At 68.3% G+C, this 20,645-nt stretch carries 19 protein-coding genes; 7 read left to right on the top strand and 12 right to left on the bottom strand.

Going from position 1 to position 20,645, the window contains the following annotated elements; genetic code table 11:
* Both ACWDUD_RS21145 and ACWDUD_RS21140 read left to right on the top strand, forming a co-directional pair.
* Entirely contained in the window at positions 1-1,020 is a 1,020-nt protein-coding gene (locus ACWDUD_RS21145) for an ABC transporter ATP-binding protein (RefSeq protein WP_450110550.1), read from the top strand.
* Positions 1,017-1,835, top strand: coding sequence for a mycofactocin-coupled SDR family oxidoreductase (locus tag ACWDUD_RS21140; protein ID WP_450110549.1), 819 nt, complete (start codon positions 1,017-1,019; stop codon positions 1,833-1,835). The genes ACWDUD_RS21145 and ACWDUD_RS21140 overlap by 4 nt, the downstream gene beginning before the upstream one ends.
* Before the next feature lie 55 nt (positions 1,836-1,890).
* Here ACWDUD_RS21140 and ACWDUD_RS21135 read toward each other — a convergent pair whose 3' ends face one another.
* From ACWDUD_RS21135 to ACWDUD_RS21120, 4 genes are all read right to left on the bottom strand, one after another.
* Entirely contained in the window at positions 1,891-2,121 is a 231-nt protein-coding gene (locus ACWDUD_RS21135; RefSeq protein WP_450110548.1) for a DUF3263 domain-containing protein, read from the bottom strand.
* An 87-nt stretch (positions 2,122-2,208) separates the two neighbouring features.
* Entirely contained in the window at positions 2,209-3,636 is a 1,428-nt protein-coding gene (locus ACWDUD_RS21130; RefSeq protein WP_450110547.1) for a FadD3 family acyl-CoA ligase, read from the bottom strand.
* The gene (locus tag ACWDUD_RS21125) at positions 3,633-4,814 is read right to left on the bottom strand and encodes an amidohydrolase family protein (protein ID WP_248673395.1); all 1,182 of its coding nucleotides are present in this window, start codon (positions 4,812-4,814) and stop codon (positions 3,633-3,635) included. Before ACWDUD_RS21125 ends, ACWDUD_RS21130 begins: the two co-directional genes overlap by 4 nt.
* Positions 4,815-4,892: 78 nt before the next feature.
* A complete protein-coding gene (locus tag ACWDUD_RS21120; protein WP_450110546.1) occupies positions 4,893-6,425 on the bottom strand; it encodes an AMP-binding protein in 1,533 nt (510 codons plus the stop codon).
* Positions 6,426-6,567: 142 nt separating this feature from the next.
* Between ACWDUD_RS21120 and ACWDUD_RS21115 the strand changes: the two genes are divergently transcribed.
* Both ACWDUD_RS21115 and ACWDUD_RS21110 read left to right on the top strand, forming a co-directional pair.
* Positions 6,568-7,284 (top strand): enoyl-CoA hydratase/isomerase family protein, encoded by a 717-nt coding sequence (locus tag ACWDUD_RS21115; RefSeq protein ID WP_450110545.1) that lies wholly within the window; start codon positions 6,568-6,570, stop codon positions 7,282-7,284.
* 275 nt (positions 7,285-7,559) lie between these two features.
* Positions 7,560-8,342 (top strand): M23 family metallopeptidase, encoded by a 783-nt coding sequence (locus ACWDUD_RS21110; protein ID WP_450110564.1) that lies wholly within the window; start codon positions 7,560-7,562, stop codon positions 8,340-8,342.
* A 100-nt stretch (positions 8,343-8,442) separates the two neighbouring features.
* Here ACWDUD_RS21110 and ACWDUD_RS21105 read toward each other — a convergent pair whose 3' ends face one another.
* Entirely contained in the window at positions 8,443-10,416 is a 1,974-nt protein-coding gene (locus ACWDUD_RS21105; RefSeq protein WP_450110544.1) for a M13 family metallopeptidase, read from the bottom strand.
* Between the two features lie 154 nt (positions 10,417-10,570).
* Between ACWDUD_RS21105 and ACWDUD_RS21100 the strand changes: the two genes are divergently transcribed.
* Positions 10,571-11,758 carry a serine hydrolase domain-containing protein gene (locus tag ACWDUD_RS21100; protein ID WP_248673391.1) on the top strand — a complete coding sequence of 396 codons (1,188 nt, stop codon included), beginning with the start codon at positions 10,571-10,573 and terminating at the stop codon, positions 11,756-11,758.
* Between the two features lie 28 nt (positions 11,759-11,786).
* Here ACWDUD_RS21100 and ACWDUD_RS21095 read toward each other — a convergent pair whose 3' ends face one another.
* The 4 genes from ACWDUD_RS21095 to ACWDUD_RS21080 all read right to left on the bottom strand — a co-directional run bounded on the left by ACWDUD_RS21095 (position 11,787) and on the right by ACWDUD_RS21080 (position 15,671).
* Positions 11,787-12,821, bottom strand: coding sequence for a protocatechuate dioxygenase (locus tag ACWDUD_RS21095; protein WP_450110543.1), 1,035 nt, complete (start codon positions 12,819-12,821; stop codon positions 11,787-11,789).
* Between the two features lie 92 nt (positions 12,822-12,913).
* Entirely contained in the window at positions 12,914-13,846 is a 933-nt protein-coding gene (locus ACWDUD_RS21090) for a hotdog fold thioesterase (RefSeq protein WP_450110542.1), read from the bottom strand.
* A 46-nt stretch (positions 13,847-13,892) separates the two neighbouring features.
* On the bottom strand, positions 13,893-14,669 hold the full coding sequence (locus tag ACWDUD_RS21085; RefSeq protein ID WP_450110541.1) for a pirin family protein: 777 nt from the start codon (positions 14,667-14,669) through the stop codon (positions 13,893-13,895).
* 36 nt (positions 14,670-14,705) lie between these two features.
* A complete protein-coding gene (locus tag ACWDUD_RS21080) occupies positions 14,706-15,671 on the bottom strand; it encodes a pirin family protein (protein WP_450110540.1) in 966 nt (321 codons plus the stop codon).
* A gap of 160 nt (positions 15,672-15,831) precedes the next feature.
* On the opposite strand from ACWDUD_RS21080, the gene ACWDUD_RS21075 reads away from it, so the two are divergent.
* On the top strand, positions 15,832-16,284 hold the full coding sequence (locus tag ACWDUD_RS21075; protein ID WP_450110539.1) for a VOC family protein: 453 nt from the start codon (positions 15,832-15,834) through the stop codon (positions 16,282-16,284).
* A gap of 854 nt (positions 16,285-17,138) precedes the next feature.
* On the opposite strand, the gene ACWDUD_RS21070 is transcribed toward ACWDUD_RS21075, so the two are convergent.
* Complete coding sequence (locus tag ACWDUD_RS21070) at positions 17,139-17,288, bottom strand: hypothetical protein (protein ID WP_450110538.1); 150 nt, start codon at positions 17,286-17,288, stop codon at positions 17,139-17,141.
* 118 nt (positions 17,289-17,406) lie between these two features.
* Here ACWDUD_RS21070 and ACWDUD_RS21065 point away from each other — a divergent pair, with 118 nt between their 5' ends.
* Positions 17,407-17,544 carry a hypothetical protein gene (locus ACWDUD_RS21065; protein ID WP_450110537.1) on the top strand — a complete coding sequence of 46 codons (138 nt, stop codon included), beginning with the start codon at positions 17,407-17,409 and terminating at the stop codon, positions 17,542-17,544.
* A gap of 42 nt (positions 17,545-17,586) precedes the next feature.
* On the opposite strand, the gene selB is transcribed toward ACWDUD_RS21065, so the two are convergent.
* Together selB and selA are read right to left on the bottom strand one after the other, a co-directional pair.
* Positions 17,587-19,329 carry a selenocysteine-specific translation elongation factor gene (gene selB, locus ACWDUD_RS21060; RefSeq protein ID WP_450110536.1) on the bottom strand — a complete coding sequence of 581 codons (1,743 nt, stop codon included), beginning with the start codon at positions 19,327-19,329 and terminating at the stop codon, positions 17,587-17,589.
* The gene (selA, locus tag ACWDUD_RS21055; protein ID WP_450110535.1) at positions 19,329-20,633 is read right to left on the bottom strand and encodes an L-seryl-tRNA(Sec) selenium transferase; all 1,305 of its coding nucleotides are present in this window, start codon (positions 20,631-20,633) and stop codon (positions 19,329-19,331) included. Before selA ends, selB begins: the two co-directional genes overlap by 1 nt.
* Positions 20,634-20,645 lie beyond the last annotated feature (12 nt).

Raw genomic sequence — 20,645 nt, 5'->3', positions numbered from 1 at the left:
ATGGCCGGTAGTGGTTCCGCGCACCTGCGCGGTGAGCAGGCGCTGCTGCGCGTGCAGGATCTCGTCGTCGAATACCCGACCGGGTCCGGGACGGTGCAGGCGGTCTCGAAGATCAGCTTCGACGTTCTGCCGGGCGAAACCCTCGGCATCGTGGGCGAATCCGGCTGCGGCAAGTCCACGACGGGGCGAGCCGTGCTGCGCCTGGACCGGGTGACGTCCGGACGTATCCGGTTCGGTGACGACTGGATCGAGGAGGCCGGCGAGAAACAGATGCGCGCGCTACGGCGCGACATGCAGATGATCTTCCAGGACCCGGTGGCGTCGCTGAACCCGCGGCGCAGCGTCGGAGACATCGTCGTGGAAGGGCTCGCGGTCGCGGGTGTCCCGAAGGACGAGCGGTCCGCGACGTCGGCGTCCGTTCTCGGCCAGGTCGGGCTCGGGAGCGACCGTTTCGCCGGCATGCTGCCGCGGCAGTTGTCCGGTGGGCAGGCGCAGCGCGTCGCGATCGCCCGCGCGCTCGCGCTGAATCCGCGCCTGCTCATCTGCGACGAACCCGTCTCCGCTCTCGATGTGTCCGTGCAGGCGCAGATCCTGAATCTCCTCGAGGAACTCAAGGCGGAGTTCGATCTGACCGTCGTGTTCATCGCACACGACCTCGGCGTCGTCCGCACGGTCAGCGACAACGTAATGGTGATGTACCTCGGGAAGGTGTGCGAATTCGGGGATTCCGTCGAGGTGTACGACGACCCGGCACACCCGTACACTCGGGCCTTGCTCGATTCGGTTCCGTTGACCGACCCGGAGAAGGCGTTCGCCGGGCCGGCTCTGGAAGGGGACGTGCCGTCGCCGTTGGCGCCGCCCACCGGGTGCCGGTTCCGGACCCGGTGCCCGATCGCGCAGGACCGGTGCGCCGACGAAGAACCCGAGATGCGGGAGGTGCGGTCCGGTCGGTTCGTCGCATGTCATTTCCCCCTCGGCGGGGCCGAGGCGAATTCGAAGGAGAAGGTGTCGGTCGCATGAGCGGACGGGTAGCGGGCAAGGTCGCATTGATCACGGGCGCGGCGCGCGGGCAGGGCCGCGCGTATGCGGTCCGGCTCGCGGAGGAAGACGCCGACGTCGTCGTCGTGGACGTGTGCGCCCAGGTCGGGGACGTCGCCTACGCACCGGCGACCCCCGAGGATCTCGAGGAGACGGTCCGGCTGGTGGAGAAGACCGGACGCCGCGTCGTGTCCGGGATCGTGGATGTGCGCGACCTGGATGCGCTGCGCGGGATCGTCGACGATGCGGTCCGGCAGTTGGGTCGCCTGGACGTGGTGGTCGCGAATGCGGCCATCTGCTCGGCCGCGCCGTGGAACGAAATGACCCCGCAGATCTTCGAGGACACGATCGGCACCAACGTCACGGGAGTGTGGAACACGGTCATGGCCGGTGCGCCGCACCTCGTCGAAGCCGGCGGCGGGTCGATCATCCTGATCAGCTCGGCCGCGGGAATCAAGGTGCAGCCGTTCGCGATTCCGTACACCACGAGCAAGTTCGCGGTGCGGGGGATGGCCAAGGCGTTCGCCGCCGAACTCGCACAGCACCACATCCGGGTCAACAGCGTGCATCCCACGGGTGTCAACACGCCGATGGTGAACGACGGTGCCCTCGGCGGGCAGATCTCGCGTGCGCTGGAGGGCAACACCCGGCTCGGCGCCATGATGATCAACATGATGCCGGTCGACATCGTGCAGCCCGAGGACGTTGCGGACACCGTGCTGTTCCTCGCGTCCGACGAGTCGAAGTACATCACCGCGCACGAACTCGCGCCCGACGCGGGCGTGACGGAGTACTGACCGATCGTTCCCTGCCGGCCGGCTCCCGCGACGATGCGGGGGCCGGCCGGTCGGGTCAGCTCGCGCGGATCTCGGGGCCGCGCAACCGGTTGTCGCAGATCTCGCGGAGTTGCTGCGCGAGGGACGGTGTGAGCTGGCTCCAGCGCGGGCTGTTCAGGATCGCCCGCAGCCGGTGGAAGAAGACGGTGGGGCTGACCCCGAACTCGACGAAGATGTCCTCGTCGGGGCCGCCGTCCCAGTGGCGCCATTTCGTGGCGAACGCGAGTATCGCGGTTTCGTCGGTCATGGGGGTCCCTCCTTCGCGGGGTTAGGGATCGGCCGGGTGCGGGGAACGGGTGTCACCGCACCCGGCCGACGTGTTAAGGGGAGCGCGTCAGCGCAGCTGGTCCTTCATCACCTTGCCGGTGGCGTTGAGGGGAAGGGCGTCGAGGAACTCGACGAATCTCGGAACCTTGAAGCCGGCCATGCGCTCACGGCTCCAGGAGATCAGATCTTCCGCTGCCACAGTCGTTTTCGGTACCACGAAGGCCTTGCCCACCTGCCCCAGACGGTCGTCCGGGACGCCGATGACCGCAACCTGGTCGACGGCCGGATGGGTGAGCAGGAAGCCTTCGATCTCGGCGGGATAGGCATTGAACCCGCCGACGATGAACATGTCCTTCTTGCGGCCGATGATGCGGAGCCGGCCCGTGTCGTCGATCTCCCCGAGATCGCCGGTGTGCAGCCAGCCGTCCGCATCGATCGCCTCGGCGGTGGCACGAGGATCCTCGAAATAGCCCTGCATGACGTTGTATCCGCGCATGAGCACCTCGCCGTCCTCGGCGATGCGCACCTCGATGCCGTCGCACGGCAGGCCGACGGTCGTCGCGATCTGCTCGAAGCTGTCACCGCAGCGCGATGCCGTTGCGGTTCCGCCCTCGCTGAGTCCGTAACCCGTCATGATCGTTTCGAAGGGCAGTTCGTCGCGGATCCGCCGGATCAGTTCGACGGGTATGTCGGCGGATCCGGTCACCGCGGCGCGCAGGGACGACAGGTCGTGTCCTCTCGGCGCGGACAGCAGCGACTGGTAGAGCGTGGGTGGACCGGGGAGCATGGTGACCTTCTCTCGTTCCACCAGTGCCAGTACCTCGTCGATGTCGAGGACCGGCACCGGCAGAACGGTCGCGCCCCGGATCATGGATGCGATCAAACCTGCTTTGTACCCGAACATGTGGAAGAACGGGTTGACGATCAGATACCGGTCGTCTTCGCGCAGGTCGGCCAGATCGCACCACTCCGAGAACATCCGGAGCGTCTGGGCGTGGTTCATCATGACGCCCTTGGGTCGTCCGGTGGTGCCGGACGTGTACATGATGTCCGCGATGTCCTCACCGTCGACCGCGCATTCGTACGGTGCTCCGCCGGAAAGGAACCCGGATTTCAGATCGATCACGGGGATGTCCTCCGGAGCCTGGAAGTCCAGGCCGAGGAACCCCTTCTGGACCAGGACCGCCTTCGCGCCGCTGCGACGGATGATGTCGTCCGCTTCCTGCGTCTTGTACCGGGTGTTGACCGGGACGAGAATGCCTCCTGCGGTGAGGATTCCGAATGCCGCGACGATCCATTCCGCAGAGTTCGGTGCCCAGATCGCGACGCGGTCGCCCTTGTCGATACCGATGGAGGCGAATGCTCCGGCGGCGCGCCGCACCCGGTCGACGAGTTCGGTGAAGGTGATCCGGAGGTCCCCGTCGACGACCGCTTCGGCATCACCGAAGCGGTCGCCGACGCTCAGGACCATCTCGGGGATGGTCCTGAAGGTCATACCCCGAGCAGCCTCGCGAGGTTGCCGCCCATGACCAGCTTCTGGTCCTCGAAGGGCAGATGCTGGATGTGGTCGATGTACGTCGTCGGCTGGGCCAGGCCCTCCGGGTGCGGGTAGTCGGAACCGAACAGCACGCGCTCGGCGCCGATGAGGGCGGTGAGCTTGCTGAAGTCCTCTTCCCAGAACGGGCTGACGTGGATGCTGCGCTTGATCGCCTCGACCGGATCCTGCATGCCGAAGCCCTCGGGTGCCTTCTTGTAGACGTCCCGGAGGGTTTCCAGCACGTGCGGGAGCCAGGAGGCGCCGTTCTCGATGACCGCGATCTTCAGCTCCGGGAAACGGAACAGCGCGCCGTGGCACACCCAGGACGCGACCGCATCCTGGATCGGGCGCCACTCGCTGACCATGCGGAAGGCATTCGTCACGAACGGGAGCATCTCGGAGCCGGTGCCGTCCCATTCCTGGTTGTAGCGGGCGTAGCCGCTGTCCGAGGAGTGCTGGGTGACGAGCACGTCGAGCTCGACGACGCGCTTCCAGAACGGGTCGAACTCGGGCAGGGCGAACGACCGCGGGCCACGGAAGCCGGGGACCGGCGCCGGGCGGACCAGGATGGCCTTCGCGCCGCGCTCGACACACCACTCGAGCTCCTCGATCGCCTTCTCGACGATCGGGAGGCTGATCACCGGAACGGTGAAGATGCGGTCCTTGTAGTTGAATCCCCAGGTCTCGTACAGCCACTCGTTCAGCGAGTGCACGACCGCGTGGATCAGGTCCGGATCGTCACGCATGCGCTCCTCGACGAGGCTCGCGAGGGTCGGGAACATCAGGGTGCGTTCGATCTGGAGCTCGTCCATCAGCTCCAGGCGCGCCGCCGGCTCGCGGAACGCCGGGATCGACTTCATCGACTTGCCGAAGATCTCCCGCTTGCTCTTGCCCTCGGGATTGCCGTTCTTGAAGTAGTCCTCCATCGCGCCCGGTCGCGCGACAACCTCGAAGGTGGGATTGGGGATGTACTCGCTGATCTGGCCGCGGATCGCGATCTTCGTGCGGCCGTCGACCTGCACGTACTTGATCGCGTCCTTGTACTTGTCGGGGAGGAACTTGGTCAGGGCCTCCTCGGTCTCGTACAGGTGGTTGTCAGCGTCGAACAGCTGATACGGCAGCTCTTTCGGTGCCATGGAATCCTCCCTTTCTTTGTATGAGAATCCTATTCTCATTCTTGAGGTGTGGCAATGCCCAGACTCGCGAGGTCCTGTTCACGAGGTCCTCAGGCCCTGGCGCACGAGGTACTTCTGCACCTTCCCGCTCGCGGTGCGCGGAAACTCGTCGACCCGGTGCAACTGTTCGGGCCACTTCTGCTTGGCCATTCCGGAGCGGTCGAAGTGGGCGCGGATCTCGTCCATCGTCGGCATCGTCCCGCCCTCGTGCAGGCGGAGGACGGCGGCGGCGCGTTCGCCGAGGCGGTCGTCCGGCACCGCGACCACCGCGGCCTCGGCGACACCCGGGACCGTGAGCAGCACTTCCTCGACCTCGAGGGCCGCGATGTTCTCGCCGCCGCGAATGATCATGTCGGACTTGCGATCCGTGATCGTCAGATAGCCGTCGTCGTCGAGCACGCCGATGTCGCCGGTGTGGTACCAGCCGTCGTCGTCGAACGCCGCGGCGGTGAGCTCGGGATCGGTGTAACCGATGCACAGGTCCGGTCCGCGGCTGAGGATCTCGCCGTCCTCGGCCAGCCGGATCTCGACGCCCGGCGCCGGCGCGCCGTCGGTGAACAGGCGCTTGTCCTCGGGGGCGGTCGAGAGCGAACTCGTGATCGACGGGTGCTCGCTGCTGCCGTAGGCGCGGAAGACGCAGATGCCCATCTTCGCGAGCCGCGTGGTCACCGTCGCGGGGACGGACGATCCGCCCAGGCCCGCATACCGCATGAACGGCAGGTGCTCGTCGCTGAAATCGGGGTGGTCGATCAGGCTGGTCACGAAGTACGTCGCGCCGCCTCCGACGGTGAGGCCGTCCGACTTCATGAGGGCCAGAGCCTGACCCGGGTCCCACACGTCGGCGAGATTGATGGGCGAACCGTCGAGCACCGGGATGAGGAAGGCGTTGACCATCCCGATGAAATGGCCGACCGGGGCGGCGGTGAGCTGCTTGCCGCGGTCCGCGGGGTAGCGGGCCGAGAGCTGCCGTGTCTCGCAGCCGAGCGTCCGATGGCTGTGGACGACACCCTTGGGTGCTCGCGTGGTGCCGGAGGTGAACGCGATCAGCGCGGCTCCGTCCGGATCCGCCGTGACGATGCCCTCCATGGGTTCGTCGCTCAGCAGGTCGTCGAAATCGCGGCCGACCACGCCGACGATCGGGACGTGCTTGCACAGGTCGGGGTGGAACTCGGCCCGCCCGAACTGCTCGACGGCGATGAACACCTTGGGATTCGTCTGCTCGAGGATGTAGCCGACTTCCTTGCGTCCGTAGAAGTGGACGATCGGGACCACGGTCGCGCCGAGAAAGGACGACGCCCAGAAGACGGCGGCCGCCTCCATCCAGTTGGGCAACTGGAAGGCGATCACATCACCGGGGCCGACGCCGCGAGCCCGCAGTCCGCCTGCCAGCCGGCGCGCGACCAGTTCGACGTCCCGCAGCGTTCCCGACCACGGCCGCACGGCCGAGTGGACCCGGAACTCGACATCGGGTGCCGCGGCGAGACCTCGGCCGAGCATGTCCCCGAGCGTGTCGTTCGTCCACCACCCCTCCTGTTCGTAGCGCGTGACCAGTTCGGTGGGGATATGCCGCATGCGAGAGCTCCAATGCCCGGGGACAGGGCCGCGCCGAGGGCTGTACGGAGCCTCGGCGGGCGTCGGTCCGATCGATTTTCAGCTGTGCGAGCATGTTATTCTCCGAAAATCAGAATGCCAATATCGCAACGGAGAGCAGCGCATGGTCGATCTCGAGCTTGAACAGGGCCTGGCGGTCATCACCATCGACCGGCCGGAGGCACGCAACGCGATCGCGCCGGAGACGATGGAACAGCTGGAGAAAGCCCTCGACGAGGCCGAGGGCGCGAAGGCGCTCGTGATCCGCGGGGGTGGCGACCGCGCGTTCGTCTCCGGCGGGGACCTCAAGGAGCTGAGCAAGCTCCGGACCGTGGAGCAGGCGGCCGAGATGGCCCGGCAGATGCGGACGGTGTGCGATCGGATCGCGACCTTCCCTGCCCCGGTCGTCGCCGCGCTCAACGGTCACGCGCTCGGCGGTGGCGCCGAGGTGGCGGTGGCCGCCGACATTCGGATCGCGGCCGACGACATCAAGATCGGCTTCAATCAGGTGTCGCTCGCGATCATGCCCGCGTGGGGCGGCGCCGAGCGGCTCTCCGCGTTGGTCGGCCGCGGGCGAGCGCTCATGCTGGCCGGCTCGGGCGCCGTGCTCGACGCCTTCGAGGCCGAGCGGCTCGGTCTGCTGGACCGGGTGCTGCCGCGCGCGGCGTTCGAAGAGGGCTGGCGTTCGCTCGCCCGCGCGCTCGCCAACGACCCGGCGGGGGAGATCAAGCGGGTGCTGGCCGGGGTGTCGGCGGAGGAGGCGATCTCCGCCTTCGCACACCTGTGGGTGAAGGACGAGCACTGGGCGGCTGCCGACAAGGTTCTGAATCGGAGCAAGTGAGCAGATGTCGACTGCTTCGGGACGAAAGGCTCGAAATCGGCCGTAATGAGGCTGTGACGTCGACCACATCTACGGTCGATCTCGTGTTGCTTCTGTGACTCGTAGGGGACAAGTGTGACCGACGTGGCGTCAAACTTGGGGTAAATCGGACTCTGAAACTCGTTGCTGTCAAGCGCGCCACGCCGAAAACGCAGGAGTCGTTGTAGCCTGTGACGAAACCGTGATCTGTTTGTTACCAGATCGGCGTTCGACACAAGGAATCCGTTTTGCGTTACATCCCGAGCAACAACCAGTCCTGCACCGCCCGTTCCCGGAAGGGCCGAGTCGCCGGTGGGCTCGTCGCGATACCGCTGGCCGTCGGTGCCTTCCTCGGCGCCGGGACCGTCGCGGCGAACGCAACCCCGAAGGCCGCGTCCGTCGAAGCTGCGGGATGGAGCCCGACGGCTGCAGCGAGCGTCACCGCACCGCAGGTGCTCGCCGTGCCCCGCACCGATCTGTCCGTCTACGTCGAGCAGCTCGGGCAGGCCGCGCAGCGCGAAGCCGAGCGCCTCGCCCAGGAGAAGGCCGAAGCCGAGCGCATCGCCCGCGAGGAAGCGGAACGCCACGCGCGGGAAGAGGCCGAACGCATCGCCCGCGAGGAGGCCGCGCGTCGTCCGGCAGTGTCCTTCCCGGCCGACGGCACCTTCACGTCCGGCTTCGGCCCCCGCTGGGGAACCAACCACAACGGTGTCGACATCGCCAACGCGATCGGAACCCCGATCCGGGCCGTCACCGACGGCACCGTGATCGAGAGCGGCCCCGCGTCCGGCTTCGGACTGTGGGTGCGCGTCCAGCAGGACGACGGCACGATCGGCGTCTACGGCCACATCGACCAGTCGCTCGTCCGGGCCGGGCAGCCGGTCCGCGCCGGCGAGCAGATCGCCACCATGGGCAACCGCGGCCAGTCCACCGGCCCGCACCTGCACTACGAGGTGTGGCAGGCCAACGGCACCAAGATCGACCCCGCGCCGTGGCTCGCTGCACGCGGAATCCCGATCCCCGGAGCGAATCGCGGCTGAGCGTCGCACCATGATCCCGTGTTCGCGGTAATGCGAATCCACGGACCGGACAGACGACGACCGCCCCTCCACAACAGGAGGGGCGGTCGTCGTTCGTATGTCACCAGATCTTCACGCGCGCTTCCGGTTCCAGATACAGCGCGTCTCCCGGATTCACGTCGAACGCCTCGTAGAAGGCGTCGATGTTCCGCACCACGCCGTTGCACCGGAATTCCGGCGGCGAGTGCGGGTCGACGGCGAGCCGGCGGATCGCCTCCTCGTTGCGAACCTTGGTGCGCCACACCTGGGCCCACCCGAAGAACACCCGCTGGAGACCGGTCAGTCCGTCGATCATCGGCGCCGGTTCGCCGTCCAACGCGATCTCGTAGGCCTTCAAGGCGATCGACAGACCGCCCAGGTCGCCGATGTTCTCGCCGATCGTGAAGCTGCCGTTGACCCGCTGTCCCGGAAGGGCTTTCGGCTCGAACTCGTCGTACTGCGCGATCAACGCGGCGGTCCGCTTCCCGAATTCCTCACGATCCGAATCGGTCCACCAGTTCTCGAGGTTGCCGTCGCCGTCGTACTTGGCGCCCTGATCGTCGAAGCCGTGGCCGATCTCGTGACCGATGACCGCGCCGATCCCGCCGTAGTTGGCGGCGTCGTCCGCGTGCAGGTCGAAGAACGGCGGCTGCAGGATCGCGGCGGGGAACACGATCTCGTTCATTCCTGGGTTGTAGTACGCGTTGACGGTCTGCGGCGTCATGAACCACTCGTTGCGGTCCACCGGGCCACCGAGTTTCGCGAGATCCCGGTCGTACTCGGCGGCGTAACCGCTGCGGTAGTTCCCGACGAGATCGGTGGGGTCGATGGTGACGGCCGAATAGTCGCGCCAGACGTCCGGGTAGCCGATCTTGGGCGTGAACTTGTCGAGCTTCTTCAGTGCGGCGGTCCGCGTCTCGGGGCTCATCCACTCGAGATCGGTGATGCTGCGCCGGTACGCCTCCTGCAGGTTCTCCACGAGCACCTGCATGCGTGCCTTCGCCTCGGCCGGGAAGTGCCGCTCGACGTACAGCTTGCCGACGGCCTCGCCGAGCAGATCCTGCACGAGCGAGACGCCGCGCTTCCAGCGTTCGCGGTTCTCCTGCGCGCCGGTCATGGTGCGTCCGGAGAACGCGAAGTTCTCGTCCACCAGCGCTTCGGTGAGATAGGGGGCCCGGGCCCGCAGCACCTTCCAGGTCGCCCAGGTCTTCCAGTCGTCGAGCGACTCCTCGGTCCACACCCGGGTGAACACGTCCAGGAAGCTCGGCTGCCGGACCACGATCTCGGCCCACTGCGCGGGCGTCGAACCGAGGCCGGCGATCCAGCCGGACCAGTCGAAACCGGCGTGCTCGGTGAGCAGCGCGTCGAGCGTGGTCAGGTTGTACGTCAGGTCGGCATCGCGGCGCTTGACGACGTCCCAGTGCCCGCCGGCGAGCTTCGTCTCGAGTGCGAGAACCCGCTGCGGATCGTGGTCCAGACCGGCGAGCGCGAACATGCGGCCGATGTGGGCGACGTATTCGTCGCGGATCTCGGCGTAGCGGTCCTCGCGGTAGTAGGACTCGTCGGGCAGCCCGATGCCGGACTGGGCGACGTGCATGAGATAGCGCTCGGAATTCTTCGAGTCGGTGTCGACGTAGTGTCCGACGGCGCCGCCCACACCGACCCGCTGCAACTGTCCGAGGACCGCGGCCAGGGCCGCCCGGTCCGCCGCGCCGGTGATCGCGTCGAGTTCGGTGGCGATCGGGGTGAGGCCCAGCGCCTCGATTCGCTCGGTGTCCATGAAGCTGGTGAACAGGTCGCCGATCTTCCGGGCGTCGGTACCGGCCGGGGCATCGGATGCGGCGGCCTCCTCGATGATCGTCCGCACGTCGACCTCGGCCTTGTCGGCGAGCGTGCGGAAGGCGCCGTCGAGCGCGCGATCGGCGGGGATCTCGTGGGTGGCGAGCCAACGGCCGTTGACGTGCTCGAACAGGTCGTCCTGGGCGCGGGTGCCCTCGTCGACGTGGCTGAGGTCGATGCCGGAGTGCCGTGCCTCCGAGTGCTGGGCGATGCTCATGAGCTTCATCCTTACACCGAAATGCGGACCGGTGCAGACGGGTGCTGTCACAACCGGCGGCTGTTGATGCACCGAAGGCGCCGATGGCGGTTGCATACCGGTCGTACGATCGTGGACGGGCCATCGACACGAGCAGGATCTGGAGAGCACGGCCATGACCGCGGATGCAGTACCGTCGACGGAGATGATCGTCGATCCCCGATTCCTGCAGGTCGCCGATCGATTCTTCCGGATGTTCCGTACACGGCCGCAGGGCGGTGGCGCCCTGGCCGTCTATCTGTACGGGGAGCCGGTCCTCGACATCTGGGCCGGGTGGGCGAGCCGCGACCGCCGGTGGGCGCACGACACGATTGCGTTGTCCTTCTCTACCGGCAAGGGCGTGGCCAGCACGGTGCTGCACCGCCTCGCCGAACGCGGCCTCGTGAAATACGACGACCCGGTCGCCACGTACTGGCCGGAGTTCGGTGCCGCCGGCAAGGAAACGATCACGATCCGCGAACTGATGTCGCACCGTGCGGGGCTGCACCGCGTTCGCGGACTCGTGCCCGGACCCCTCGACCTGCTGGATTCGGAGGCCGTCGCGAAGGCGCTCGCCGCCACCCCACCCGACCGGCGCAGACTGTCCGGGCCCGGATATCACGCGGTCACCTACGGCAACCTCGTCGCGGAGATCGCCTGCCGCGTCACGAATCGGACATTCCCGGAACTGGTGGAGCAGGAACTCGCCGGACCGCTGGGCCTGCGCGAATTCTGGTTCCGGGTTCCGCAGAGCGAACGGCGCCGCCTGGCCCCGGTGTTCCCCAAGGTGAACCCGCTGCCCTCGTCGTGGAGCACCACCGCAAGGGTGATGTCGCGGATGCCGGGAATCCGGGGCATCGCGGAAGCGGGCATGGCAGAAGGCTTCGACGAGTTGATGCGCAGCCCGTCGGCGCACGACGCCGTGATGCCCGGCTGGAACGGTGTGTTCAGTGCCCGCGCGCTCGCCCGCATGTACGGCGCGCTCGCGAACGGCGGTGCGCTCGAAGGGGTTCGGCTTCTCAAGGAAGACACGATCGAACAGATCGTCGAGGTGCAGACGCGTCGTCGCGACTACGTGCTCGGCATCCGGCCGAACTGGCGGCTCGGCTATCACCCGGGCTGGGTTGCCTTGCGGGAGCAGCCTTTACGATCCGTCGGGCACTACGGTTTCGGTGGGTCGGGCGCGTTCGCGGACCCCGACACCGGTTTGTCCGTCGCATTCGTCACGAACCGGCTCGGCAGCAACCTCACGACGACGATCTCCGACGCGCGATTCCCGCGACTCGGCGCCGAGGCGGTGTCGATCGCGCGGCGCGTCGCCTGACTGCCGACGCGCCGCGCGATCCGACGAATCAGGTATCGATACCGAGATTGACGGCAGCGAGGATCCGGTCCGGCTGCTGCGACACGGTCGTCATGCCGGACTCGTCGAAGATGTTGTCGTTGTCGTTGCGGGTGTCGCGCCCGGTGTGGTCGGTGTACGGGTCGACGGTGGAGAAGATCTCGTCGTTGAGCGCATCGTCGAAGTACAACTGCGTGGTGAGCACGGTCGACTTGTCGATGTGAACCTTGACATGAATGTGCACCGTGCGCCCCACGTACCAGCCCGGGAAGATGGTCGTGAAGTACGCGATGCCGTCGGCATCGGTCACCTGGGCGCCCCGCAGATAGGTGCCGTCGTCGGTCGTCGTGGCTTCCTGGTCGCCGACGCTGTACGAACCGTCCGAGGTCTCTCCCGAACCTTCCGTGCCACCGGGTCCACCGTTCGGTGGGGTCATGCCTTCCGGTGGTTCCATGCCTTCCGGGAACTCCATGCCCTCGGGTGGAGCCATCCCACCCGGTCCGCCCGGTCCGCCGGGACCACCCGGTCCACCGGGCGGCGGTGTGCCGCCGGGGCCTCCCGGACCCTGCCCGCCGCCCTGGTTGGCTGCGATCGACCCGGATTCGAAGCCCGAATACCCGCCACCGGCGTCGCAGTGCCAGATCTCGACGACCGCGTTCGCGACCGCGCTCGCGGAGCCGTCGGCGCTGCAGTTCTGCAGGTCCTGCACGCGGAGCGCGAGCTGCAGTTCCAGGCCGGGACGGTCCTCCCGGATGTCACGGCGGATGGAGTCGACGTCGAACCAGTACGGACCCTGCGTCTCCTCGCTGGTCATCACGCAGTTCGGGGCCTGGTCGAGGAGCGCTCTGAGCTGTTCCTCGATGCTGCCCGAGGCGGCCGCGGTCGCGTCCGTCGTCGCGGAGCCGGCCGTGGTCGTCGCGGTGCTGCTGCCGTTGTCGATGCCGCACGCGACCGCGAGCAGGCCGCCGAGGCTGATGGTTCCGCCGAGCGCCAGTGCCCGACGGCGGCTCACCCGTCTGCGGCTGAGCTCCACGTCTTTGTTCACGCTTCCTCCCGATATCGAAATCTCGACTCCATCGTGGCGCGCGGTCCTGGACGCCGGTCGTGAGATTCCTGGGAGGTTCCTGTGTGCGGGTTTCAGTCGGAGCTTGCGGCGAACAGTTGAGCGTTCGCGTGGGCACGGAATAACACCGTGCCGTCCTCACCGGTCAGCCGCGCTTCGATCGTGGCCAGCCGGCGCCCGGCCCGGACCACCTCGGCCTGGGCAAGGACGTCGGGTCCCGGAGCGTCGGGGGAGCGCAGATAGTCGATACCGAGGTTGAGGATCCGGTACTGCCCGCCCTGTTCGGGAAGGGTCTGGGCGGCGAGTCCGGTGATCGTGTCGGCGATGGACACGAGCACGCCGCCGTGGATCGAGCCGTACCGGTTGGCCATCCACTCGGCCGGGGTGACGAGGGCGTCGACGCGTCCGCGCTCGGATTGCTGCACGCGTAGGCCGAGCAGTGCGGCCAGCGGTCCCCGGGCGATCGTGCCGTCGGCGATGCCCTCGACGATGCCGAGCCCGGACCGCCCGGCGAGGGACTCCGGACCGTCCCACGGCTCGGGTTCCGGCATGCTCTGTGCGACTGCCGTGGGCGGTGCCTCCGGATCGTCGATGCTTGCGCGTCCGACCGCCATGGCCCGGCCGACGACGTGCGCGACGAGACTGCCCGATTCGTCCACGATCTCGGCCGCGGCCAGCGACGTTGCGTCGTCGGTGTGCAGGGCCCGGCCGGTCCCGACGATCGTGCCGCCGGCGGGGAACGGGTTCGCCGCCGACACACTCAACTGTGCGAGGACGGTACCGACCGGCTCGCCCGCCCGATCCCGCAGCGCGGCGGCGGCCGGGGCACCCACCACGACGTCGGTGAACACACCCAGCGACCCGATCGTGATTTCACCGCGATGATCGAGCAGTCGCGGGCCGAGCGTCTGGGCGATCCGCATGGGATCGGATGAGAAGCTTTCCCGCGTGATGCCCAGGACGGTCACGGGCCGGTCGATCGGAAGGGTCTGAGTGCTGATGCTCACCCGTTCTCTCTATCACGGGTGAGCGGTGAGGGCCGGGTGGCGGCCCTCAGCGACCGATCGTCGCGTGCATCTCCCAGACGAGGACCTCGGCTCCGGTGGTGGTGCTCAGACGCTGCCCGCCGGAGTTCGTCAGCCGCACCGCGTCGCCCTCGGCGAGCGGACCGACACCCTCGAGCTCGGCGCTGCCCTCGGCGACGAAGACGTGCAGATACGGCGCCTCGGGCAGGGTCACCGTCTTGTCCGGCTGCAGTCGCGCGACCGACAGGCCCGCGTACTTGTTGTGGATCCGGATCGCCGCGTGGTCGCGGTCCTTCGCCATCCCGGACGCGACGGGCACCAGACCGCCGCGCATCAGTTCGTCGCCGATCTCGAGCTGCTCGTAGCCGGGGGTGATGCCGGCCTCGTCGGGCATCACCCACATCTGGACGAACCGCACGGGTGTCACGTGTTCGGCGGCGTGCGTGCCGGTGACGCCGTCGAGACGCCACGAGTCGTTCTTCTCCGAATGCAGGATCCCGGTGCCGGCGCTCATCCGCTGGGCCAGGCCGGGATAGATGACGCCGGAGTGGCCGATCGAATCCTGGTGCACCAGGCTGCCGCGCAGCACCCACGTCACGATCTCCATGTCGCGATGCGGGTGGGTGTCGAAACCCTTTCCGGCCGTGACGATGTCGTCGTTGTTGACGAGGAGCAGGCCGTGGTGGGTGTTGTCCGGATCGTAGTGATGGCCGAACGAGAAGGAGTGCTTCGAATCCAGCCAGTCGATCTTCGTCTTCATCCGGTCGGCTGCGCGCCGGACGTCGATCAGCGGGGTCTGGGACATGGTGTTCCTCTCGGGGTGCGAGCTTCAGCGTAGTTACTAGTGCTGCTCGTGCTCGGCGGGGATCGAGCCGAGGCGACCGGCCTGGTAGTCCTCGAAGGCCTGGATGATCTCGGCCTTCGTGTTCATGACGAACGGCCCGTACATCGCGACCGGCTCGCGGATGGGCTTGCCTCCCAGGAGGAACACCTCGAGGGAATGGGTGCGGGAATCCTGGGTCGCGGAAGCGGTCAGCGTGATCGAGTCGCCCTTCGGGCCGAACACCACGGTCTGACCGGTGCGAGCCGGTGCCTGCTCGGCGCCGACGGTGCCGTCGCCGGCCAGGATGTAGGCGAGCGCGTTGTACTCGGGGTTCCACGGCAGCGTCACCGAGGCGCCCGGCGCGATCGTGAGGTGGGCGAGTGCGATCGGGGTGTGGGTGACACCCGGACCGTGCACACCGCCGATCTCACCGGCAACCACGCGGATCAGCGTGCCGCCGTCGGGCGACGACGCCAGTGCCACGTTGCTGCCGGCGATGTCCTGGTAGCGGGGCTGGGCCATCTTGTTGTCGCGCGGCAAATTGACCCAAAGTTGCACCCCATGGAACAGACCACCGCTCACGACCACGTGCTCGGGCGGCGCCTCGATATGCAGGATGCCGGCGCCGGCCGTCATCCACTGGGTGTCACCACCGGTGATCGTGCCGCCACCGCCGTTCGAGTCCTTGTGCTCGAGGATGCCGTCGATCATGTATGTCACGGTTTCGAAGCCGCGGTGCGGATGCCAAGGGGTCCCTTTCGGCTCGCCCGGCGCGTACTCGACCTCGCCCATCTGGTCCATGTGGATGAACGGATCGAGGAAACGCTGGTCGATCCCCGCGAACGCGCGGCGGACAGGGAAGCCCTCGCCCTCGAAGCCGACGGGAGCGGTACGTATCCCGAGGACCGGGCGCGCGGGACGATCGGGTGCCGGGGCCTCGATCCGGGGCAGGGTCAGGATGTTGTCGACGGTGACCGCAGGCATTGCGGGCTCCTCCCGAAGTAATTGACTGTGCAACTACTCTAACCCGGGCGGTGGGCAGAATGTTCCCGGGCCTTGCGCGATGAGTTTCTCCGCGCCGGCGAGTCGATCCCTGTGACCGCACCGACCGGCCCCAGCGCGGCCGTGAACCTCAGGAGCCCACATGTCCCGCATGCTCTTCGCCAACCTCCCCGTCAAGGACGTCGCCGCGACGCGCGCCTTCTTCGACACTCTCGGCTTCACGTTCAACGAGATGTTCTGTGACGCGAACACCGCGTGCATGGAGATCAACGAGCAGACCTACATCATGTTCCTCGAGGAACCGCGGTTCCGGAACTTCATCAACGACGACATCTGCGACACCGGCAAGGCCCGCGAGGTGCTGCTCGCCGTCTCCGCCGACAGCCGCGACGACGTCGACCGCCTCGTCGACGCCGCGATCGCCGCCGGGGGAACCGACTGGACCACCCCGGGATCGGCGGAGATGAACGTGGATTTCATGTACGGCCGGGCGTTCCGCGACCTCGACAACCACGTGTGGGAGGTGTCGTGGATGGACGTCGAAGCGGCGGCAGCGGCGATGGGGCCGCAGGCGGAAGGCGCCGCGCAGTCCTAGGCGGTTGATCGTTGGACGGGGCTGCCGAGGGTTCGGTTCTTCCGGATCCCGGTGGCCTCGTCGGCGGGTTCCGGACCTTCGATTACTCGCGTCGGTATTTTGCCTGGGGGCCACCTCGGCGTCGGGCCGATTGTTCGATGTCGACGCGGCTTGTCACGAATAACTTTCCCGACTTCGGAAAATTACGTGCAATTTGTAGGTACTGGAGAATTCGCAGGAAATATCCGATCGCGACAACCTCGTTCCGGACGTTGCCGCAGGTGGCACCGGGTGCATCAATGAGGTTGGACGACTGTCCGAGTGGCCGAGGCGGGTCGTTGTCATGTAGAAAGAACGTCCACGCGAGTTGCCGTGATTCACATCACAGCGTTTGTGGAGTGATTTGCGGTTATTTCGTTTGATGCCGCCGTTCGGGCAGGGGAATCTTGCCGACGGCCGCTCGGGAGCAGAAGGGGTTCGGAAGGTTTGTGCGCTGAAGCTGTGGCCGATGTCGCCGATCGATTCGCTGTCCGTCCCGGGAGCATCGTCCGTCCCGGGAGCATCGTCCGTGCCGGGAGCATCGTCCGTGCCGGGAGCATCGTCCGTGCCGGGAGCACCGTAGAACCGTCCGATGTACGTCGTACGACCGGCGGTGTTCGCCCTGGCGGCGCCTCGGGCCGCGACGGCAACCGGTCACGGGCTCGATCCGAAGCCGGACGGCTTGGATCGGGTGCACGTGCCGGCACCGTCGCCGCCGAGTGTGTGGTCGTTCCCTCCTGGGCCGTCACCGGATCGATGGGCGTGGCTCTCGCAGCGACGCTGGCGATCCTGTTCACGGTCGCCACCGCCTGGATCATGATCTGAACCAACAGTTTTCACCTACACAGAATTCCAACGAGAACCGAGAAAGCAGGAATCTGCACAATGACCATCGCCACCGGCTCCAGGACGTCCTCGGCGACCGGCAGCATCGCCCGTCCGGGTGCAATCAGCACCGCGGAAATCAAGGCGCGAATCGCGGCCATGTTCGGTGACACCGACGCGGAGGACTCGGATGGACGCCGCTCTCGTTCGAGGACGACGCGCTGATCTGTGCCGCACCAGGCTTTCTCGCCTCAGTCACTTTTCGTCGAAGGAGTGCCCGTGAACCTCAATGTCGCCTCGCTGCTGCTCGTTCTTGCCGGAGGTATCGGCAGCACCGTGACACTGCAGGCTGCCCTGAACCGTCGCGGCCGTCGGCGCCGCCCGACTCCGGGCGCTCTGTTCCACTACAACGGCTGATGTCGGACTTGACCACCGGAGTCACGGCGTTCACACGGACCCTTACCGGACGATCTCGCGCCGGTCGTCGGCAAGCCGTCGCGTGCGGCCGGCCCGGTCGAGGTGGTCGAGCAGCGGGAGCACCACCCGTCGACTCGTCCCCAGCCGTTCGCGCGCAGCACCGGTCGTGAACGGCTGCTCCAGTTCCCGGAGCCGTGCGACGGCTTCGTCGGCCGCGTTGGGGAGCAGGACGATTCCCGGGCCGACCCGCCACAGCTGCCCGTTGCGGTCGGCTGCGCCCAGTGCCCGGTCATCGAGGCCGAGCTCGCGGAGCCGGTCGGCGGTCGGGGCGGCGAACGGAGCTGCCAGAAGCTCGCGACGTACCACGTCGACGGCCTTCCGGACGTCGTTCGGCAGTGCGGCGGTCCCGGGATCGACGACCCGCCCTCCGGCCACTCGCAAGGGCGGGCGCACCAGTGCCCGGATCAGGTCCGGCGAGGGGAGCCGAAGCTGGGAGGCCAGGACCCCCAGCGGGACTGCGGGATCCAGCGGATGTGCGCGAGCGTGCTCTTGGACGAGTGCGGGCAGTCGGTCACCGACCGCCTCCGCGAAGGCCGGTGAGACGAGCCACGGCCCGACGGTCAGGTGGTCGCCCTCCTCGTAGGGAATGCCCAACCGGCGCAACCGCTCCCGGTGCAGGATCCCGCGGCGGCCGAGTTCGCCGGCCAGCCGTGGAACACCGTCGGCACTCGCGAGTTGGAGGGCACGGCGTTTCGCGGCGCCGCGGCGCCGGAAGCGCGGCGGGTCCGGATCGAGTACGTCGACGCGCCAGATCGTCCGGCGGCCCGGGTCGCGCAGCAGAGCGCGATCACCGATTCGTAGGGGCAGCGGGCGGGCGAGGGTGAGCCGGACGAGATCGTCCCCGAGCGGCCGGCAGTGGACGTCGACGTCCGCCGCCCCCACGTGCAGTACGGGACAGGACGGGGGTCGGTCCGCGCCGGTGAGCCGGACGTCCACCACGGAGGTGTGATGCCATGCGCCGGGTGTCACGAGCACACTGCCCCGGGTCACGTCGTCGATGGGGCCGGTGAGATTGAGCGCGACCCTGGCCACGCCGCTCACCGCCGCCCGGTCGCGCCCGAGCGCCTGGATGCCGCGCACCCGCAGCGGTGTTTCGCCCAGGGCCAGGGTGTCGCCGGTCCGGACCGTCCCGGCGGTCAGCGTGCCGGTGACGACGGTCCCGGCCCCGCGCACGGTGAACCGGCGGTCCACCCAGAGCCGGACGTCGGCGTCCGGGTCCGGGTCCGGCAGGCCGGCGACCATCGTCGTCAAGGCGGCGCGGAGATCGTCGAGGCCCGCTCCGGTACGGCCGCTGACAATGACGACGGGAGCCCCCGTCAGACCGGTGCGGGCGACCTCCGCGGCGGCTCGCGCGGCGGCCGCGCCGGGGTCGGCGAGATCGGCTCGGGTCACCGCGACGACCGCGTGCCGCACGCCGAGCGCGTCGAGCGCGGCCAGGTGTTCGGCGGCCTGCGGCATCCACGGGTCGTCGGCGGCCACCACGAGCAAGGCGGCGGGGACCGGTCCCACGCCGGCGAGCATCGTGGTCAGGAATCGTTCGTGTCCGGGAACGTCGACGAAGGCAACCTCTCCCACCTCCGGCCAGGAGGTCCAGCAGTAGCCCAGCTCGATGGTCAGTCCTCGCCGCCGTTCCTCGGCCAGCCGATCGGGGTCGGTCCCGGTCAGCGCCTCGACCAGCGTGGACTTGCCGTGGTCGACGTGGCCGGCGGTCGCGACGACGTGCATCAGCGTTCCTCGCGACCGGCGGCGCGCGTGACGGCCTCGATCAGGACACCGTCTTCGTCGGGGGCGACCGCCAGCAGGTCGAGCAGCAGTCGGCCGCACTCGAGGCGGCCGACCACCGGGGGATCGCCGCGACGCAAGGGACCGGCGAGGCGCTCGGGCAGAGCGATCGCGACACTGGGCAGGATCACGTCGGGAGCGCCGCCGCCGCCCACGACGCCGTCGGAGTCGACCGATTCGGGCTCCAACCAGGCCGGGAGCGCGGCGCAGATCGTCCGGGCCCGGATACGGAGGTCGTCCGTGCGACCGGTCAGTGCGGCCGGCACCGGAGGAGTCGGCCCGGTCAGCGTCGCCTCGAGCGCCGCCAGGGTGAGTTTGTCGACGCGCAGCGCGCGGGCGAACGGGTCGCGTCGCAACCGCTCCACCAGCCGGGCCTCCCCGAGCATCAGGCCGGCCTGCGGACCACCCAGCAGCTTGTCGCCCGAGGCGGTCACGAGGTCGGCGCCGTCGCGCAGCACACTCGTGGCGTCGGGCTCGTTCGGCAGGCGCGGATGAGGGGCCAGCAGTCCCGACCCGATGTCGACCACGACCGGAGGGCCCAGTTCCTTCAGCTCCCGGACCGAGACCGACGACGTGAAGCCACTGACCGTGAAGTTCGAGGGGTGCACCTTGAGAACGAACGCGGTGTCGGAGTCGATCGCCGCGGCATAGTCGCTCGGACGCACTCGATTGGTGGTACCGACCTCCCGCAACCTGGCCCCCACCGACTCCAGCAGCTCGGGAATCCGGAAGCCGTCGCCGATCTCGACCAGCTCTCCACGTGCGATCACGATCGAGCGGCCGCCGCGCGCGAGCACCCGGGTGACCAATGCGAGGGCGGCCGCGCCGTTGTTGACCACGTGGACGGCGCCGGCGTCGGGCACCTGCGCGGCGAGTGCCTCGAGCGCGCCGCGCCCACGTCGGCCGCGCCGGCCGGTGTCCAGATCCAGCTCGACGTCGGTCGCGCCCGCCGCCGTGCTCACGGCGTCCACCGCCGCCCGGGAAAGAGGTGCGCGGCCGAGGTTGGTGTGTACCAGCACGCCGGTGGCGTTGACTACGCGCCGAAGGGTGGTCGCCCGGGCGGGCAGCGCCGCGACCGCCTCGTCGGCGACGTCCGCCGGACCGATCTCACCCGCGCGGCACCGCTGCTGGGCCGCCGCCACCGCCTCCTTGACCAGGCGGGCGCCGAGCCGATCGCGGGCCTCACGCAGCCGTGGGTCCGCGAGGATCTGGTCGGTGCGGGGAGTGTCCCGTCTCGGATCCGGCACGCGCCTCCTCGT

It is taken from the genome of Rhodococcus sp. NPDC003382, assembly GCF_053589135.1.
The sequence above is the reverse complement of the archived record's forward strand: the minus strand, read 5'-3'. Positions and strand labels throughout refer to the sequence as shown.

Bases quoted from the DNA above. Each gene is read 5' to 3' on its own strand.
- ACWDUD_RS21145 (WP_450110550.1), top strand. From the start codon at position 1: ATGGCCGGTAGTGGTTCCGCGCACCTGCGCGGTGAGCAGGCGCTGCTG.
- ACWDUD_RS21140 (WP_450110549.1), top strand. From the start codon at position 1,017: ATGAGCGGACGGGTAGCGGGCAAGGTCGCATTGATCACGGGCGCGGCG.
- ACWDUD_RS21135 (WP_450110548.1), bottom strand. From the start codon at position 2,121: ATGACCGACGAAACCGCGATACTCGCGTTCGCCACGAAATGGCGCCAC.
- ACWDUD_RS21130 (WP_450110547.1), bottom strand. From the start codon at position 3,636: ATGACCTTCAGGACCATCCCCGAGATGGTCCTGAGCGTCGGCGACCGC.
- ACWDUD_RS21125 (WP_248673395.1), bottom strand. From the start codon at position 4,814: ATGGCACCGAAAGAGCTGCCGTATCAGCTGTTCGACGCTGACAACCAC.
- ACWDUD_RS21120 (WP_450110546.1), bottom strand. From the start codon at position 6,425: ATGCGGCATATCCCCACCGAACTGGTCACGCGCTACGAACAGGAGGGG.
- ACWDUD_RS21115 (WP_450110545.1), top strand. From the start codon at position 6,568: ATGGTCGATCTCGAGCTTGAACAGGGCCTGGCGGTCATCACCATCGAC.
- ACWDUD_RS21105 (WP_450110544.1), bottom strand. From the start codon at position 10,416: ATGAGCATCGCCCAGCACTCGGAGGCACGGCACTCCGGCATCGACCTC.
- ACWDUD_RS21100 (WP_248673391.1), top strand. From the start codon at position 10,571: ATGACCGCGGATGCAGTACCGTCGACGGAGATGATCGTCGATCCCCGA.
- ACWDUD_RS21085 (WP_450110541.1), bottom strand. From the start codon at position 14,669: ATGTCCCAGACCCCGCTGATCGACGTCCGGCGCGCAGCCGACCGGATG.
- ACWDUD_RS21080 (WP_450110540.1), bottom strand. From the start codon at position 15,671: ATGCCTGCGGTCACCGTCGACAACATCCTGACCCTGCCCCGGATCGAG.
- ACWDUD_RS21075 (WP_450110539.1), top strand. From the start codon at position 15,832: ATGTCCCGCATGCTCTTCGCCAACCTCCCCGTCAAGGACGTCGCCGCG.
- ACWDUD_RS21070 (WP_450110538.1), bottom strand. From the start codon at position 17,288: ATGGCCGCGATTCGCGCCTTGATTTCCGCGGTGCTGATTGCACCCGGA.
- selB (WP_450110536.1), bottom strand. From the start codon at position 19,329: ATGCACGTCGTCGCGACCGCCGGCCACGTCGACCACGGCAAGTCCACG.